The sequence below is a fragment of the Streptococcus ovis DSM 16829 genome (assembly GCF_000380125.1).
Classification (GTDB): domain Bacteria; phylum Bacillota; class Bacilli; order Lactobacillales; family Streptococcaceae; genus Streptococcus; species Streptococcus ovis.
On the sequence record NZ_KB904563.1, the window covers coordinates 60,323 to 77,908 of the forward strand.

21 protein-coding genes are annotated in these 17,586 nt (G+C 40.2%); 9 read left to right on the forward strand and 12 right to left on the reverse strand.

The window, feature by feature from the left end:
- The 4 genes from A3I9_RS13115 to rpsF form a co-directional block, all read right to left on the reverse strand.
- A partial coding sequence (locus A3I9_RS13115; protein ID WP_211207796.1) for a transposase occupies nucleotides 1-137 on the reverse strand: 137 nt, incomplete at its 3' end.
- Nucleotides 138-328: 191 nt separating this feature from the next.
- Nucleotides 329-568: a 30S ribosomal protein S18 gene (rpsR, locus tag A3I9_RS0101885; protein WP_002939250.1), complete on the reverse strand. Its 240-nt coding sequence runs from the start codon at nucleotides 566-568 to the stop codon at nucleotides 329-331.
- A 36-nt stretch (nucleotides 569-604) separates the two neighbouring features.
- Nucleotides 605-1,105 (reverse strand): single-stranded DNA-binding protein, encoded by a 501-nt coding sequence (locus A3I9_RS0101890; protein ID WP_018377394.1) that lies wholly within the window; start codon nucleotides 1,103-1,105, stop codon nucleotides 605-607.
- Between the two features lie 11 nt (nucleotides 1,106-1,116).
- Nucleotides 1,117-1,407 (reverse strand): 30S ribosomal protein S6, encoded by a 291-nt coding sequence (gene rpsF / locus A3I9_RS0101895; protein ID WP_018377395.1) that lies wholly within the window; start codon nucleotides 1,405-1,407, stop codon nucleotides 1,117-1,119.
- 356 nt (nucleotides 1,408-1,763) lie between these two features.
- Between rpsF and A3I9_RS0101900 the strand changes: the two genes are divergently transcribed.
- From A3I9_RS0101900 to A3I9_RS0101940, 9 genes are all read left to right on the forward strand, one after another.
- Complete coding sequence (locus A3I9_RS0101900; RefSeq protein WP_083903909.1) at nucleotides 1,764-2,504, forward strand: N-acetylmannosamine-6-phosphate 2-epimerase; 741 nt, start codon at nucleotides 1,764-1,766, stop codon at nucleotides 2,502-2,504.
- A gap of 149 nt (nucleotides 2,505-2,653) precedes the next feature.
- Nucleotides 2,654-3,973 carry an ABC transporter substrate-binding protein gene (locus A3I9_RS0101905; RefSeq protein WP_018377397.1) on the forward strand — a complete coding sequence of 440 codons (1,320 nt, stop codon included), beginning with the start codon at nucleotides 2,654-2,656 and terminating at the stop codon, nucleotides 3,971-3,973.
- 80 nt (nucleotides 3,974-4,053) lie between these two features.
- A complete protein-coding gene (locus tag A3I9_RS0101910; protein WP_425423175.1) occupies nucleotides 4,054-4,962 on the forward strand; it encodes a carbohydrate ABC transporter permease in 909 nt (302 codons plus the stop codon).
- A gap of 16 nt (nucleotides 4,963-4,978) precedes the next feature.
- Entirely contained in the window at nucleotides 4,979-5,803 is an 825-nt protein-coding gene (locus tag A3I9_RS0101915) for a carbohydrate ABC transporter permease (protein ID WP_018377399.1), read from the forward strand.
- A gap of 30 nt (nucleotides 5,804-5,833) precedes the next feature.
- Nucleotides 5,834-6,286: a NanQ anomerase/TabA/YiaL family protein gene (locus A3I9_RS0101920; protein WP_018377400.1), complete on the forward strand. Its 453-nt coding sequence runs from the start codon at nucleotides 5,834-5,836 to the stop codon at nucleotides 6,284-6,286.
- Between the two features lie 15 nt (nucleotides 6,287-6,301).
- Nucleotides 6,302-6,970 carry a YesL family protein gene (locus A3I9_RS12360; protein ID WP_018377401.1) on the forward strand — a complete coding sequence of 223 codons (669 nt, stop codon included), beginning with the start codon at nucleotides 6,302-6,304 and terminating at the stop codon, nucleotides 6,968-6,970.
- 17 nt (nucleotides 6,971-6,987) lie between these two features.
- Complete coding sequence (locus A3I9_RS0101930; protein WP_018377402.1) at nucleotides 6,988-7,908, forward strand: dihydrodipicolinate synthase family protein; 921 nt, start codon at nucleotides 6,988-6,990, stop codon at nucleotides 7,906-7,908.
- A gap of 20 nt (nucleotides 7,909-7,928) precedes the next feature.
- Nucleotides 7,929-8,828, forward strand: coding sequence for an ROK family protein (locus tag A3I9_RS0101935; RefSeq protein WP_018377403.1), 900 nt, complete (start codon nucleotides 7,929-7,931; stop codon nucleotides 8,826-8,828).
- Nucleotides 8,829-8,877: 49 nt separating this feature from the next.
- Nucleotides 8,878-9,843 carry an alpha/beta fold hydrolase gene (locus A3I9_RS0101940; RefSeq protein ID WP_018377404.1) on the forward strand — a complete coding sequence of 322 codons (966 nt, stop codon included), beginning with the start codon at nucleotides 8,878-8,880 and terminating at the stop codon, nucleotides 9,841-9,843.
- 26 nt (nucleotides 9,844-9,869) lie between these two features.
- On the opposite strand, the gene A3I9_RS0101945 is transcribed toward A3I9_RS0101940, so the two are convergent.
- From A3I9_RS0101945 to A3I9_RS0101980, 8 genes are all read right to left on the reverse strand, one after another.
- A complete protein-coding gene (locus A3I9_RS0101945) occupies nucleotides 9,870-10,697 on the reverse strand; it encodes a MurR/RpiR family transcriptional regulator (RefSeq protein ID WP_018377405.1) in 828 nt (275 codons plus the stop codon).
- Nucleotides 10,698-11,026: 329 nt separating this feature from the next.
- Nucleotides 11,027-12,694 (reverse strand): DAK2 domain-containing protein, encoded by a 1,668-nt coding sequence (locus A3I9_RS0101950; protein ID WP_018377406.1) that lies wholly within the window; start codon nucleotides 12,692-12,694, stop codon nucleotides 11,027-11,029.
- A gap of 2 nt (nucleotides 12,695-12,696) precedes the next feature.
- Nucleotides 12,697-13,062, reverse strand: coding sequence for an Asp23/Gls24 family envelope stress response protein (locus tag A3I9_RS0101955; RefSeq protein ID WP_018377407.1), 366 nt, complete (start codon nucleotides 13,060-13,062; stop codon nucleotides 12,697-12,699).
- A gap of 199 nt (nucleotides 13,063-13,261) precedes the next feature.
- Nucleotides 13,262-13,450 (reverse strand): 50S ribosomal protein L28, encoded by a 189-nt coding sequence (gene rpmB, locus A3I9_RS0101960; RefSeq protein WP_018164578.1) that lies wholly within the window; start codon nucleotides 13,448-13,450, stop codon nucleotides 13,262-13,264.
- A gap of 123 nt (nucleotides 13,451-13,573) precedes the next feature.
- A complete protein-coding gene (locus A3I9_RS0101965; protein ID WP_018377408.1) occupies nucleotides 13,574-14,908 on the reverse strand; it encodes an APC family permease in 1,335 nt (444 codons plus the stop codon).
- A 161-nt stretch (nucleotides 14,909-15,069) separates the two neighbouring features.
- Nucleotides 15,070-15,603, reverse strand: a complete 534-nt coding sequence (locus A3I9_RS0101970) for an ECF transporter S component (protein WP_018377409.1) — start codon at nucleotides 15,601-15,603, stop codon at nucleotides 15,070-15,072.
- Nucleotides 15,596-16,450, reverse strand: coding sequence for a pyridoxamine kinase (locus A3I9_RS0101975; RefSeq protein WP_018377410.1), 855 nt, complete (start codon nucleotides 16,448-16,450; stop codon nucleotides 15,596-15,598). The genes A3I9_RS0101970 and A3I9_RS0101975 overlap by 8 nt, the downstream gene beginning before the upstream one ends.
- A 237-nt stretch (nucleotides 16,451-16,687) precedes the next feature.
- Nucleotides 16,688-17,569, reverse strand: a complete 882-nt coding sequence (locus tag A3I9_RS0101980) for a class II fructose-bisphosphate aldolase (protein WP_018377411.1) — start codon at nucleotides 17,567-17,569, stop codon at nucleotides 16,688-16,690.
- Nucleotides 17,570-17,586 lie beyond the last annotated feature (17 nt).

A 17,586-nucleotide genomic window follows, 5' to 3' on the forward strand; every position in this document is an offset into this window, starting at 1 on the left:
CATAGATGACGGAAAATCTCGATGAAGTTTTGTCTAATTTTATAGTAGATGGATTTTCTACGATACTTCGGAGTGAAGACAATGTGATATTTGCACATCCATTTGCTGTGTGATAAACTATAGCTGGTTTTAGCCATTGCTAAAATAGTCCATTGGACTATTTTACTCCTTTCTTTATCTAACCTGAACAATTAGATGATACTTGGAAAAATAAATGGAAGCTAGAAGCCTTATCAGCCACCAGATTAGCTGGTGGTTTTCTTGTTTTTCTCTACGAGAAAAACTGGCTTGAAGCCATAACAAAAAACCAGCCTTAGCTGGTCTTCAATCAATCTTCATTTACGAATGGTAGCAAAGCCATTACGCGTGCGCGTTTGATAGCTGTTGTTACTTTACGTTGATTCTTCGCTGACGTTCCAGTTACACGACGTGGTAAAATTTTTCCACGTTCTGAAATGAAACGGCTAAGAAGCTCAGTGTCTTTGTAATCAACATATTCAATTTTGTTCGCTGCAATGTAATCAACTTTTTTACGGCGTTTGAATCCGCCACGACGTTGTTGAGCCATGTGTTTTCTCCTCTTTATATTGTTATATTCGTTCCATTAAAATGGAAGATCGTCATCTGAAATATCCATTGGATTTGACGCTCCAAATGGACTTTCGTCTCTGCCAAAGTTAGGTGTTTGTGGTTGTGAATAACCAGCATTTGACGATCCGCCAAATGAATTATTAAAACCGCCAGCAGATTGCCCATAAGAACCAGATGCTCCGCCTTCACGTGCAGTACGACTTTCCAACAATTGGAAATTGTCAGCAATCACTTCTGTTACATAAACACGTTGACCTTGTTGATTTTCATAATTCCGGGTTTGAATCCGTCCTGTAATCCCAACAAGAGCGCCTTTTTTTGCCCAGTTTGCCAAGTTTTCAGCAGGTTGGCGCCAGATGACACAGTTGATGAAATCTGCCTCACGCTCACCAGCTTGATTTTTAAAATTGCGATTTACAGCAAGTGTAAAAGTCGCAACAGCTTGGTTAGATGGAGTATAACGAAGTTCTGCATCTCGGGTCATTCGACCAACAAGTACTACATTATTAATCATATATTACCTTCTTAAGCGTCAACTTTAACGATCATGTGACGAAGAATGTCACCGTTGATTTTTGACAAACGGTCAAACTCATTAAGAGCTACAGCGTCAGTCGCTTCAACGTTAACGATGTGGTAAAGTCCTTCGCGGAAATCTTGGATTTCGTATGCAAGACGACGTTTTTCCCAATCTTTTGATTCAACAACAGTTGCACCGTTGTCAGTCAAGATAGAGTCAAAGCGTGCTACCAAAGCGTTTTTAGCTTCTTCTTCAATGTTTGGACGAATAATATAAAGAATTTCGTATTTAGCCATTGATATTTCCTCCTTTTGGTCTAATGACTCATGACCTTTGCCATGAGTAAGTGAGGTGCACTCACAAATAATCATTATACAGGAAATACGAGAGAATTGCAAGGAAAACTATCTTTTTTATTGTTCAAATTTAGCTCAAATTTTAGCCAACATACAACTAGATTCAAGAGGAGCATTCCCATTTCTAAAAATAGTTTCAAAAATCACGAAAATTTGCTTTTCTGTGAAACTATTTTCTGTTTTGCCAAAAGGAATTGAAATGGTGAATTGAAAGTATTACAATACCAATGTAAACGTTTACCAGATGGTTGGTTTGGCATCTATTCACATTTCAAATCAGCTTCTATCCACTATAAATGAAGACATTTCATCGGACTACTATCAGACATACTAAGGAGGTCAATGTGAAAAAAGAAGCATTTATGGAACAAATCAAAAATGGAATCATTGTTTCCTGTCAAGCTTTACCTGGAGAACCTTTATACACAGAGCAAGGAGGCATCATGCCCTTGATGGCTCTTGCAGCTGAAAGTGCTGGTGCAGTTGGTATCCGTGCTAATTCAGTACGCGATATTCAGCAAATTAAAGCTGTCACTAATCTCCCTATCATCGGGATTATTAAGCGAGATTATCCACCGCAAGAACCCTTCATCACTGCCACAATGAAAGAAATTGATGAATTAGCAGCTCTGGATATTGCCGTCATTGCCTTTGACTGTACTCATAGAGAACGCTTTGATGGAAAAACAATTCAAGAATTTATCCAAGAAGTTCGAACAAAATATCCTGACCAACTCTTCATGGCAGATATCAGTACCTTAGAAGAAGGATTGACCGCTTTCGAACTAGGGATTGATTTTGTTGGGACTACACTCTCTGGATATACTTCTTATAGTAGACAGGCAGAAGGTCCTGACCTTGAACTTATCGAGGCACTGTGCAAAGCAGGTGTTGATGTCATCGCAGAGGGAAAAATTCATTACCCAAGCGATGTGACCGAAATACTCCATTTGGGTGTAGCAGGCATAGTTGTCGGAGGAGCAATTACCCGACCTAAAGAAATTGCCGAACGTTTTATCGCTGCTACAAAATCCTAACTTGTCCACACATCTTCTCTTTTAAAGAGAACTAAAACATTACTTATAAAGGAGGACATGCCATTACGAGTTAGCCATCAAACTTACTTTATACGTCTACTATCCTAATTCTAGGATTCACTTTATTTAATCTTTTAAAGGAGAAAATCATGAAGAAATTCCTACGTTCAATGTTAACTGGTGCTGCAGTCCTTGCTCTTGCAGCATGTGGCAATGCAGGAGGCGATGCAAAAGAAGCAGATACAAGCTCTAAATCCGGTGATAAAACAGAAATTACTTGGTGGGCTTTCCCAGTATTTACACAGGAAAAAACAAGCGATGCTGTAGGTACTTATGAAAAATCTATTATTGCAGCATTTGAAAAAGCAAATCCAGATATCACAGTGAAATTGGAAACAATTGACTTCACATCTGGTCCTGAAAAAATTACAACTGCTATCGAAGCAGGTACAGCACCAGATGTCCTCTTTGATGCACCAGGTCGTATTATCACTTACGGAAAAAATGGCAAATTAGCTGACTTGAATGATCTCTTCACAGATGAATTTGTGAAAGATGTGAATAACGACAACATCATCCAGTCAAGTAAAGCTGGCGACAAAGCCTACATGTATCCAATTAGCTCTGCTCCATTCTACATGGCCCTAAACAAAAAAATGTTGGAAGATGCAGGCGTAGCTGACCTTGTCAAAGATGGTTGGACAACAGAAGACTTTGAAAAAGTGATCAAAGCCTTGAAAGACAAAGGCTATAACCCAGGTTCACTCTTCAGTAACGGTCAAGGGGGTGACCAAGGTACACGTGCCTTCCTTTCAAACTTGTACAGCGGTAGCATTACAGACGAAGGTGTAACCAAATATACAACAGACGATGCGAAAATGGTCAAAGCTCTTGATACTGTGAAAAAATGGATGGACGATGGTCTCATCATGAACGGTTCACAATATGCAGGTGGTGATGACATTCAAAACTTTGCAAATGGTCAAACTTCTTATACAATCCTTTGGGCACCTGCTCAAAACGGTATCCAAGCACAACTACTTGAATCAAGTGGTGTAGAAGTTGTGGAAGTACCATTCCCATCTGAAGATGGCAAGGCAGATTTAGAATATCTTGTTAATGGATTTGCAGTATTTAACAACGGTGACGAAGCAAAAGTAGCAGCATCTAAGAAATTCCTTCAATTTATCGCCGATGATAAAGAATGGGGGCCTAAGAATGTGATTCGTACTGGTGCATTCCCAGTTCGTACATCATTTGGTACATTGTATGACGACAAACGTATGGAAATGATTAGCGATTGGACAGAATACTACTCACCATACTACAATACAATTGATGGATTTGCTGAAATGCGTGCTCTCTGGTTCCCAATGCTTCAAGCCATTTCTAACGGAGATGAAAAACCTGAAGCGGCTTTGAAGACATTTACTGAAAAAGCAAACGAAACGATTAAAAAAGCTCAATAATTCGTAAAATCTACTAACTGACCACCCCTTTCTCGTGACAATTTGTGTGGTATGAGAAAGGGGCTTTTTTCAAAAAATAAATGCAAAGAGAGGTACTCCTTGTGAGAGTTAATCAATTAAAAATGAGAGAAACATTAGTTTCTTATGCATTTTTAGCACCAATTCTACTCTTCTTTACAATATTTGTTTTAGCACCAATGGTAATGGGGTTTGTCACTAGTTTCTTTCACTATACGATGACAGATTTTACCTTTGTTGGTCTAGCAAACTATACTCGCATGTTTCAAGATGAGGTCTTTATCAAATCTTTGATTAATACTCTCATCATTGTTGTTGGTTCTGTACCAGTTGTTGTCTTCTTCTCTCTATTTGTAGCCTCACAAACTTACAATAAAAATGTTTTCAGCCGTTCCTTTTACCGTTTTGTATTCTTCCTTCCAGTAGTAACAGGTAGCGTTGCTGTAACGGTTGTTTGGAAATGGATTTATGATCCACTGTCTGGAATATTAAATTTCGTCTTAAAATCCGGTGGTATTATCGAACAAAACATTAGCTGGCTAGGAGATAAGCAATGGGCCCTTATTGCCATTATTATCATTTTATTGACTACTTCAGTAGGCCAACCAATCATCCTCTATATTGCCGCAATGGGAAATATTGATAACTCTTTGATGGAAGCAGCTCGTGTTGACGGCGCTAATGAATTCCAAGTTTTCTGGAATATCAAATGGCCAAGTTTACTGCCAACAACACTTTATATCGCCATTATCACTACTATCAATTCCTTCCAGTGTTTCGCACTCATTCAGCTCTTAACATCTGGAGGACCAAACTATTCAACTAGTACCTTGATGTACTACCTATACGAAAAAGCCTTCAAATTATCTGAATATGGCTATGCCAATACAATGGGAGTCTTCTTGGCTGTTCTCATTGCTATCATCAGTTTTGCCCAATTCAAGATTTTGGGTAATGATGTCGAATATTAGAAAGGAGACGGAAGCTATGAAAAAATTTAGTATTTTTGATGTGTTCACCACTCTTATCCTCTGCCTCCTCACAGTCTTGTTCATCTTTCCATTCTATTGGATTTTAACAGGGGCATTCAAATCTCAACCTGCGACCATTATGATTCCACCACAATGGTGGCCACAAGAGCCGACATTAGAAAACTTCGAGAAGCTCATCGTACAAAACCCAGCTCTTCAGTGGTTGTGGAACAGTGTCTTCATTTCGCTAGCAACCATGATTCTCGTGTGTGTTACTTCTTCACTGGCTGGATACGTACTTGCGAAAAAACGCTTTTATGGTCAAAAATTACTCTTTAGTATTTTTATCGCAGCTATGGCCTTGCCAAAGCAGGTAGTGCTTGTTCCACTTGTTCGTATCATTAACTTCATGGGAATTCACGACACATTGGCAGCTGTTATTTTGCCTCTCGTTGGGTGGCCTTTCGGGGTTTTCCTTATGAAACAATTTAGTGAAAATATCCCAACTGAGTTGCTTGAATCTGCTAAAATGGATGGCTGTGGTGAAATCAGAACATTTTGGAGCGTAGCCTTTCCGATTGTTAAACCCGGCTTTGCAGCTCTTGCAATCTTTACCTTCATTAATTCATGGAATGACTACTTCATGCAGTTGGTTATGTTGACTTCCCGTCAGAATTTGACTATCTCTCTTGGTGTTGCAACCATGCAAGCTGAAATGGCGACCAACTATGGGTTGATTATGGCAGGCGCAGCTCTCGCAGCTGTTCCAATTGTAACCATCTTCCTCGTCTTCCAAAAATCCTTTACTCAAGGAATCACAATGGGAGCTGTCAAAGGATAAACTGCTGCTCTTCCAGTTTTAGGAGGTCTTATGTTATTTGATACACTGAACCAACTTCAACGGTATCAAGGGCTGCATCCCAACCTAGATACTGCCCTTCATTACCTTATGTCTCATAACTTAAAAGAAAAAGCCAATGGGACTTATACTGTCGAAGGAAATAAGGTTTTCTTCTTCATACAAGAAAATCAACTCAACCAAGATACTAGTCAAGAATTTGAATACCATCACCATTACCTAGATTTACACTTCTTACTCGAAGGAACCGAGATCATTCAATTTGGCCATCTTGTAGACCAGGTCACTTCTCCTTATGATGAAATAAAGGATATCGGCATGGTTACCTGCCAGGAACATACTACTTTCCACCTAACAGGGGATGATTTCGTTGCATTCTTTCCGGGAGAAGCGCACCAACCTAACCAATACAGCGGACAAGAAACCCATGTTAAAAAATGTGTATTTAAAGTATTAATCGACTAAACCAAAGGAGGAATTATGGAGAATAATGCACGCAGACTCATGAAATCACTTTTCAATGTAGATAGCCGGTTTATGAGAATTGCTGAGCGCATTTACGACTTGGTCATCTTAAACCTTCTTTTCCTCTTGACTTGTCTGCCAATCATTACCATTGGATGTGCCAAACTTAGTCTTTATCACGTTTTACTTGAAATGAAACAACAACAGCACCTACCAATCATCAGTCTCTATTTTGGTGTATTGAAAAAGCATTGGAAAAATGGACTGATTCTTGGCAGCATTGAATTAGGAATCACACTGATTTGTGGAATAGATTTCTTTGTCTTGCAACAGGTTCAGGCTACTTGGGCAACAGCGCTGAAAGTTCTCTGCATCAGTCTGATGATTCTAACTACTATCACTTTTCTCTATGCCTATCCACTGAGCATTCACATGCGCTTTCCTACACGAGAGCTGCTAAAAAATGCCTTTATGATTGCGGGTTTACATTTCCCAAAAACTTTTCTTATGCTTGGAATTTTGGTCATGCTATTCTTTAGTTTATACCTTTCTTCTTGGAGCTTTTTATTAGGAATTTCTTTATTCTTAGTGATTGGCTGTTCAGGATTAGGATTCTTATATATGCAACAAATGGAGAAGATTTTAGGAACATACGTAAATGCACAATTGGACAACAATCACTAAAATGGAGTTATTATATTATGAAAGATTTATCAAAATACCAAGGCGTTCTTCCTGCCTTCTATGCCTGTTATGATGAAAACGGAGAAATTAGTCCTGAACGAGTACGCGCCTTAACAGAATACTTTATCTCAAAAGGTGTACAAGGTCTCTATGTAAATGGCTCTTCAGGCGAGTGCATTTACCAAAGTGTCGCAGACCGCAAATTAGTCCTAGAAGAAGTGATGGCTATCGCAAAAGGGAAGTTAACCATCATTGCCCATGTCGCTTGCAATAGCACAAAAGACAGCATCGAACTTGCTCAGCATGCTGAAAGTCTAGGAGTAGATGCGATTGCTGCGATTCCACCAATTTATTTCCGCCTACCGGAGTATTCTGTGGCAGCTTATTGGAATGCGATTAGCGCTGCAGCGCCACATACAGATTTCGTTATTTACAACATCCCACAACTAGCTGGTATTGCTCTAACGCCTAGCCTCTATCATGAAATGTTGAAGAATGAGCGCGTCATTGGGGTTAAAAACTCTTCCATGCCAGTACAAGATATTCAAACGTTCTGCTCTATCGGAGGCGAAGACCATCTTGTCTTCAACGGTCCTGACGAACAATTCCTAGGCGGTCGCTTGATGGGTGCTGCTGGTGGTATCGGTGGTACCTACGGTGCCATGCCTGAACTCTTCTTGAAATTAAATCAATTGATTGCAGAGAAGGAATTAGAACGGGCGAAAGATTTACAATTTGCCATCAACGACATCATCAGCGTATTGACTAGTGCACACGGAAATATGTATGGTGTCATCAAGGAAGTACTTGCTATCAACGAAGGACTTGAACTAGGATCTGTTCGTTCGCCACTAACACCTGTAACAGAAGCAGATTGTCCAATAGTGGAAGAAGCAGCCCGTTTAATTCGCGAAGCAAAAGCAACCTTTTGTAACTAATCACAGATAGGAGGTTTAGGATGAAAACCTATGTTGCAATTGATATTGGTGGAACCAGTATCAAATACGGTTTAATTGATGAAAACGAGCAACTACTAGAAAAGAGCGAAATGCCAACAGAGGCCCAGTATGGCGGACCTGGAATTCTCAAGAAGGTGAAAGGGATTGTTGAAAAATATCTTGAAACCCAGAAAATAGCTGGTATTTGTTTGTCATCCGCCGGTATGGTCGACCCAGATAAAGGAGAAATCTTTTATGCCGGTCCACAAATTCCAAATTATGCTGGAACAGCCTTCAAAAAAGAACTAGAAAATGCTTTTCAGATTCCTTGTGAAATCGAAAATGATGTGAATTGTGCAGGCTTAGCAGAGGTCATGTCAGGAAATGCTAAAGAAAGCCAAATCGCAGTCTGCCTAACCATTGGTACTGGTATCGGAGGCTGTCTGATTAACCAACGCGAGGTCTTTCACGGCTATAGCAATTCCGCTTGCGAAGTAGGCTATATGCACCTACCAGATGGGGCCTTCCAAGATTTGGCATCAACAACTGCCTTGGTGGAATATGTTGCAGAACTTCATGGCGAATCAGCAGATCAATGGAATGGTTTAAGAGTCTTCACAGAAGCTACTGAAGGCAACACATACTGTATGCAAGGAATCGAGCGAATGGTTGACTACCTCGGAAAAGGAATCGCAAATATCTGCTACGTTGTTAACCCCGAAGTCGTTGTTCTGGGAGGAGGAATCATGGCTCAGGAAGCCATCCTCAAACCAAAAATCCAAGCCGCTCTCCAAGCAAATCTAGTTTCAAGCCTTGCAGAAAAGACAAAACTCGCCTTTGCCCATCACCAAAATACAGCAGGCATGTTCGGCGCTTACTACCATTTCCATCATCAACAAGCCAAACGATCACTACCATAACCATTAGAGCTGCGGATTTCCCACAGCTCTTTCCAAATAGGAGTACATTATGATTGATACTATGTCATTAGAAGAAATGCAGACCTATACAGGTAGGCAAGACGTTCCTGAAGATTTTGACCAATTTTGGCAAACTGAACTCGAAACGATAGTTCCGATTCCACATTACCAATTAAAAGCAATGGATTTCCAATTTTCACATGCTGATTTCTATGAATTGCGTTTTACTGGAACACTAGGGGCTGAGATATTTGCAAAATGTATTTTCCCAAAAACCAATCAGCCTTTCCCAGTCTTATTTTACTTCCATGGCTATCAAGGACAGAGCCCTGACTGGACTGAAAATCTAAAATTTGTGGCAGCTGGTTTTGGTGTAGTTTGTATGGATGTTAGAGGCCAAGCTGGGCAATCCATTGACCGAGGCGATTTTGATGGTATAACTGTAAAAGGGCAAGTCATTCGTGGAGCAGTTGCCGGAAAAGACAAACTATTCTATAAAAATGTCTATTTGGATGTCTATCAACTCATTGAAATTATTGCCCAACTCGATAACGTGGATGACACAAAACTATATAGCTATGGAGCTTCACAAGGAGGGGCCTTAGCACTCGTAGCAGCTGCTCTCAATCCTCGCATCCAACAAGTTGTGGCGATTTATCCATTCCTTTCAGATTTTAAACGAATTTTGGAGCTCGGTAATCTGGCAGAACCTTACGATGAAATGTTCCGCTATTTCAAATACTCTGATCCTTTCCACGATACGGAACAAACTTTTCTAAACACCTTATCCTACATTGATATTAAAAATATGGCCCATCGCATCCAATGTCCTGTCCATATGATAACAGGTTTAGAAGATATCATTTGCCCTCCTTCCACACAATTTGCTATCTACAATCGATTAGATTGTCAAAAAACAATGAAAGTACTCCCTGATTACGGTCATGACGCCTTAAATATCAAAGTAAATGACTATGTCTACGACATACTATTTGGGACAACTATCACCAGCTAAAATGACAAAAAGGTCTGAACAAACATTCAGACCTTTTGTTTCATTTTATCAATATAAGCATTGAAAATCGCTTCTTTTCGTGGACGATCAATTTCAAGGAAATAAGCATACAAGATATCTAGGACGAACAACATTGGAAACTGAGGGGAAATCCTTGTCCCATAATCCAAATGTCGTACAGAAGCCAATGCAATCGTATCAGAAAATTTACCCTGAAACTCCTTGCTTGCCGTCGTGAACAAGACCACCTTGGCTCCCTTTTCCTGCGCCGCAAACAGACTATCGATGACAGATGCACTCTGCCCAGATAAGGAAAACCCCATCACTAAACATTTTTCATCCAAAATACTCAATGACCAAGCAAAACTATCTCTCTCTGTAAAAGCTTCACAAATGACCCCTAGACGCATGAGTCGAAGCTTCAATTCTTTCGCAACTAAACCTGAGCTCCCTTTACCAAAGAAATATACTCGCTCTGCCCCTTCAATCATCTGTGCGACACGTTGCAACTGCTCCTCATCAATCAACTCATGACTTTGTCTAGTGAGCGCATCATAATCCAAGAACACTCGCTTTGTCAGATCATGCTGAATCGTTGGAAAGGTTGCTCGAATCTTCTCTTGATGACTCAAAAATTCAAAAACAAATTCACGGTATCCATTAAATCCACATTTTTTTGCAAAACGTGTTAAGGCTGCTTGAGAAATATGAAGGACATTCGCAATATATTGCGAAGATAAGTCGTCCGACGTCAAAGCTTGCTCAATAAAGTAGTGAGCGATTAACTGTTCCACATCGGTCATATCCGATAGATGGGATTCAATAACAGTGATAATGTTGGATTTATTTTTCATATATGTTAGCGTTTTCTATTATTCTTGTTTTTATTATATCATATTTTGAAACAATCCTTTTAAATATTACTCTGATTCATGAAAACAGAGATGCTCCTACAAATTTTTGCATCTCTTCTTCATGCTATCACTTGAAGAAATATCATTGACTTTTCCTTCTTTATTGAATTTTTAAAACCTTATTTTCAAATCCTTAAATTCACGAGAAATAGCCCACCAGTACCTATTGCGCTTCCGAATTTTTAAGCACAAGAAAAAACAGTCCCCCGGACTTAACTCGCTTTCCAGTTTCTAGGCTCGTGAAAAAGAAGTCCGTTAGGACTTCTTTTTTACTCTACACTAAACAAGTATGGATAGACTGGTTGGTCTCCTTGATGGATTTCAACTTCGATATCTTCGAATTTTTCTTCTAAGGTTTCAGCTAAGGTTTCAGCTAATTCTTGTTTTCCTTCTTCACCGACATAGATTGTCACAATTTCGCTATCTTCATCTAACATCGCATCAAAAGTAGCTTCCAATGTTTCCATCATATCAGGATTAGAGACAACAATCTTACCATCTACCATACCAAGGTTATCATTTTCATGAATTTCAAGACCATCAATCGTTGTATCACGGACAGCAGTTGTCACACTGCCACTCTTCACATCAGCGAGAGAAGCTGTCATCGCCTCAAAATTCGCTTCAATATCACGTCCTGCGTCAAAAGCAAGCAAACTTGTCAACCCTTGAGGAACTGTGCGAGCTTCAACAACTTTTACCGCAACCTCTGCCACTTCTGCTGCAGACTGTGCAGCCATGAAGATGTTTTTGTTATTTGGCAAGATGATGACATTACGTGCATTCACTAAGTCAATTGCTTTGACAAAGTCCTCTGTAGAAGGATTCATTGTTTGACCACCTGAAATCACATAGTCTACTCCTTGAGATTTCAAAATTTCTGTCAATCCTTCGCCAGCAGCTACTGCAATTAAAGCATATTCTTTCTGCTCAGTAGGTTTTTGGAAACCAGTCGCTTCTTTCTCAAGGACAGCATCATGTTGGTTCCGCATGTTGTCCACTTTGACTTTGACTAAGCTACCATATTGAAGTCCCGCCTGCATCACAAGTCCTGGGTCTTCAGTATGAACGTGTACTTTTACAATCTCATCATCATTGACTACAAGGAGAGAATCTCCGAGATCATTGAGATAGTTACGGAATTCTTCGTAATCAAAATCTTTCACATAAGTTGGGCCTTGACGAAGTGCCACCATAATTTCAGTACAGTAACCAAATGTAATGTCTTCAGTTGCCACATGACCAGCAACAGACTTATGGTGTTCTGCATTAATCATCTCGCTCATTACAGCCGGAGTTGCCTGAAATTCATCTGATGCGATGTATTCGCCAGTCAAAGCAGAAAGGAAGCCCTCATAGATGTAGACCAAACCTTGACCACCAGAGTCCACAACGCCTACTTCTTTCAAGACAGGAAGCATATCTGGCGTTTTAGCAAGAGCGCGTTTTGCACCTTCAACAGTTGCACGCATAACCTCAACGGCATCATCTGTCTCTTCTGCCTTTTTACGCGCAGCAGTGGCTGCTCCACGAGAGACTGTCAAAATGGTCCCTTCAACAGGCTTCATGACTGCTTTGTAGGCTACTTCTACACCATTTTGGAAGGCAAGTGCCAAATCTTTCCCATCAAGTTCCGTTTTTCCTTTGATAGATTGCCCAAAACCACGGAATAACTGAGACGTAATCACACCTGAGTTTCCACGCGCGCCCATCAAAAGCCCCTTAGATAAGATTTGACCAACTTCCCCAACAGTATCCGCATGCTTATCTGCTACTTCTTTTGCTCCGTTCGTGATGGTCATTCCCATGTTTGTACCTGTATCTCCATCTGGAACAGGAAAGACATTTAAAGAGTTGACATATTCGGCTTGTTTATTCAAACGAGTCGATGCAGCCTGCACCATTTCTTGAAATAAACTTGTTGTAATTTTTGACACAATTATTCTCCTACGACCTTGATATTTTGAATATAGACATTAACAGTATCAGCTGTGATACCCAATTGATTTTCCAAGTTAAATTTCACACGTTCTTGGATATTGCGTGATACTTCAGAAATCTTCACACCATAGCTCATCACAGTATAAACATCTACTGCAATAGCACCATCTTCTGTCGTCTTGACCACAACGCCCTTAGCATAATTTTCTTTTCTTAAAAGAGCTTGGAAGTTGTCTTTAATGGCTGCTTTACTAGCCATTCCCACTACACCGAAAATCTCAGTCGTCGCACCACCAACCACAGTAGCAATCACTTCGTCTGTCAATTCGATTTGGCCGTCTTTTGTATTAATCTTAACAGTCATGTTTGGTTACCTCAAATAGTTTTATCACTCTATTTTACCACATTTCCTCTTGAGTGTAAAAAGAAGACTGTCACAACTGAAAGAAGAAATAGGGATTCCCCTTGTATGCAGACGACAAAAGACAGCCCCCACTAGGTGCTTTGCGCTTTTGCATTTTTGGAGCAAAAAGAAAAAACAGCCCATTGGACTGCCATTTCAATTAAACGCGTTCTACTTTGCCTGATTTAAGGGCACGAGCTGAAGCCCAAACTTTTTTAGGTTTACCATCAATCAAAACAGTTACTTTTTGAAGATTTGGTTTAACAGTACGTTTTGTTTGGTTCATTGCGTGTGAACGGTTGTTGCCTGATACAGTCTTACGACCTGTAAAGTAACATACTTTAGCCATTTGTGTTTCCTCCTACGTAGTATATATAAGGATGTGCTAGCACCACATACTTAAACATTCTATCAGAATTCTAGTGTTTTGGCAATAGAAATCTCCCAAATATTTTCATCTAAGAGCGTAATTCTACTCATTTTTTTGATTTTTTTGGTAAAAGGCAAAGCTACATAGACAGAAAATAAGACAAAACACAAAGAAAAGACAAACTGTCGCAAAATTCGTCATCAAGCCACCAACAAGTAAAATAAGTGCGGATAATATAGCTAGTATTGGTGCCACCAGGCCTGTCAATTTATTCTTTATGATACCTTTTCGATAAAGATTTAGAACAATGCCATAAAGAAAGACAAAGGACAAATTATTAAAGACAATCGTAATTTCACTGATATCACTTCGCGGTAGAAGATTAAACTTGGTTACTATATAATGAACCCCCAGCCACATCATCGTAACAGCCGCAACTGATAAACTAGCGGGAATAGACAATTGATATTTCAAGTGGATACGGGCAAGTCGTGGGCTATTAATCCAACCTAACTCCGCAAATGCTTGTGGTAATCGCATGGTTGCTAAAAGCATCCCATTTGATACCCCTAACACAGCAATAATAATGACTACCAAGAGTAATTTGCCAATCATTTTTCCATAAATCATACTCGTCGCATGTACAACAGCATCATTGCCAGCTTGTAAAATAAAATCTGGTCCCAAAATACGATTTAGTCCATAAAAGAACAGAAGATACAAACCCAATATGACAAGGGGACCTATCACAAAGGAACGGGATAAATTCCGTTTAGGATTTTTAATTTCAGGTGCAATACTAGCCACAATTGTCCAACCATCATAGGCAAAATAGAGTGGTAGTAAGCCCGATACCCAATTCCAGCCCACATCAATTGGCGTCACTTGAGGTGCAGCAGGAAATTCTCCCTGCCAAAAAATCCCAACAAGCGCAATTGCTAATAGCGGAAGTACCTTTACGATTGTCGACAACGATTGAAAATATCCAGCCAACCACTTTGAATAGATATTTAATCCGGTCAAAACAAGCAAATAAATAGCCGCCAAAAGGGTGGTCATCTCTAGGCTAGCCTGACTCCCTAAAGTAAAATTAGCCGCCACCCAAGCGACTACCGCAATGACCGTTGGCAAATAAACATAGGCCGTGAATATACCTAGAGAAGCTGCTAAGCCCGGATGGATATAATGGGCATAATAATAGAAAATTCCCCCTGCTTCCGAGTGACGAATGGCTAATTCGGATAAACTCAAACTACCAAAAACAATCGCAAAGGATCCTAGAACAATAATCAACATTCCAAGCCACACATTTCCTCCTGCATAACTTAAAATGTCATCGACCTTAAAATAAATTCCAGAACCAATGACAATCCCAACAATCATAGCAATCGTCATCATAGGGCCATACGTTTCCCTACTCTCTATTTTATGTGACATTTTTCTCTCCTCTGTACACTATTTTGTCTATTATAACGTAAAAAAACCGAATATACAATAGAGTGTCTTAGCCCTACACGATATAAAAGAACTGCATCAACAAAGGAGGTTTCTTTCTAAACTGAACCAGAAACAATAAGCCATGGCAGGACAGAAAAATTTTATTGTTTGCTAAGCAGTTTTTTAAATATAGGGTACAATAACGGGACAGCAACTATCGTCACAAGAGCACTGCCAAATGTCCCCGTTATTTTTACTAAAGAAGCCATCAGAGCAGCAGAAACTGGCAATTCTGCAACGATTATTCCAGTAACTGTATACTTAAAAATATTCAGTATAATTTTCGTCACTGCAGCAACGACACCAGACGCAATGATATTCCCTAGCTTGTCATTTCGATTTAATAGTCGTTCATAAAATAAATGTAGGAACAAGCAGACAAGTAAGGACTCTAGCACCGTTATCCAAACCACACTGGCATACCCATTTAACACATCGAAAACCCCTAGACCAATCGTTGCAGACAAGGCCCCTCTTTTCGAGCCAAATAGCAATACTCCCACGACCACCAGTGCATTTCCCACATGTACAAACTGACCACCTGGTACAGGTATTTTTAAAACTGAAACTGCCAAAAAAATCAAAGCTGCAAACAAACTTGTTTCTGCAATCCTTCGCGTCTGTGTATTAATCATCTTTCTCCTCCAGATAGGGGGTTATGTGTTGTATTAAACGAGCTAAATGAGGCTCAAAATAAAGACCATATTTTAAATCTCGTCCCAGCGCCAAAGTCGTCTCAATAGTCTGTTCAATAAAATCAAGTGCTGTTTTGATTCCCTCTTCAAGAGGCGCTCCCTGGATATAGAAAGCCGACACAATTGATGTGAACAAATCCCCCGTTCCAAAAAAATGATGGGGGGACGCTGGTCCTGCAAAGTAGCTAAATTGTCCCGTCCTCGCATGATAGTAAGCAGCTCCTAGCTTTCCTTCTTCTAGACTGACTCCAGTTATGATAACTTGTTTCGGACCCAATTCTGAGAGGGCAACTAGCAACGCTTCAACATCTGCTCGGTGGTATGTTTCACCTAGATAGGGCCTTCCCGTTAGAAATACCGCCTCTGTAAGATTGGGCAATAACAATTCTGCTTCTTTCGCAAGACGTTTTAAGTTCTGCACCTGTCGCAGATCAAATCCAGCATATAATTGACCACGATCTCCCATTATTGGATCTACGAGCAATGGCAATCGCTTTTGTTTCGCAAACGTCACTATTTCATCCACTAACGAATCAGACGTTACGTATCCTGTCACAATTCCATGGATTGGGCGTTCTATCTCATCCCACTGCTTCAGAAACTCGCGTGCCTTTTGGCTATAATCTTCCACAAAGATATCTGAAAATCCACCTGTATGCGAAGATAAAATCACCGTGGGTAGTAAACTGGTCTCTATTTGACAATTAGCCATGACCACCATACTAGGGAGCATGGCAACCTTTCCCATTCCAGCCAAATCATTGGCAATGATCACGTGTTTTGGCATACTTCCTCCATCATTCTACATAGACTTATTGTAATGAAAGTCTCATCTTTTCACAAGTCCCTTCTCCACCAACTGTATGGGGACAGATTTTACCAATCTCCTTATAAGAACGTTCGAAATTGCAATTGACGAGATTGACACGACTCCTGTTTGAGCATTCTTTCGCAAGTAGAGAACTTGTATTTAGCTAAAAAAAAGCCTACCGAAGTAGACTTTTCATATTATTCGTAAGATGAATTAAGCTTTACCAGCTGAACCGAATACGTCGATACGTTCTTCAACTGATTCTTGGATAGCTTTCACACCATCAGCCAAGAATTTACGTGGGTCGAAGAGTTTCTTCTTGTCGTATTCTGCTTCGTTTGCTTCATAAGCTGCTGCAAATTTACGAGTTGCGTTTGCAAATGCGATTTGGCATTCAGTGTTTACGTTAACTTTTGCAACACCAAGTTTAATCGCTGCTTGGATTTGGTCATCAGGAATACCTGAACCACCATGCAATACGATTGGGAAACCTGGAACAGCTTCTGTCAATTTCTTCAAGTGGTCAAGGTCAAGACCAGCCCAGTTTGCTGGGTAAGGACCGTGAATGTTACCGATACCTGCTGCCAAGAAGTCGATACCAGTTTCAACCATAGCTTTTGCATCTTCGATTGGAGCCAATTCGCCTGAACCGATGATACCATCTTCTTCACCACCGATAGTTCCCACTTCAGCTTCTACTGAAATGCCTTTAGCGTGAGCCAATTTAACAACTTCACGAGCTTTCTCAAGGTTTTCTTCAACTGGAAGGTGTGAACCGTCAAACATGATAGAAGTGTAGCCAACTTCGATACACTCAAGTGAGTCTTCGTAGTGACCGTGGTCAAGGTGAATAGCAACTGGAACAGTGATGTTCATAGATTCGATCAAGTTTGCGATCAAATTACGAGCAACTTTGTAACCACCCATGTACTTAGCAGCACCCATAGATGTTTGGATAAGTACTGGAGCTTGTTTTGCTTCTGCGGCACGCAAGATTGCTTGAGTCCACTCCAAGTTGTTTGTGTTAAATCCACCTACAGCATATCCGTTTTCACGAGCTGCTTGGACAAATTTTTCTGCTGAAACTAATGGCATTAGTATCGCCTCCTATT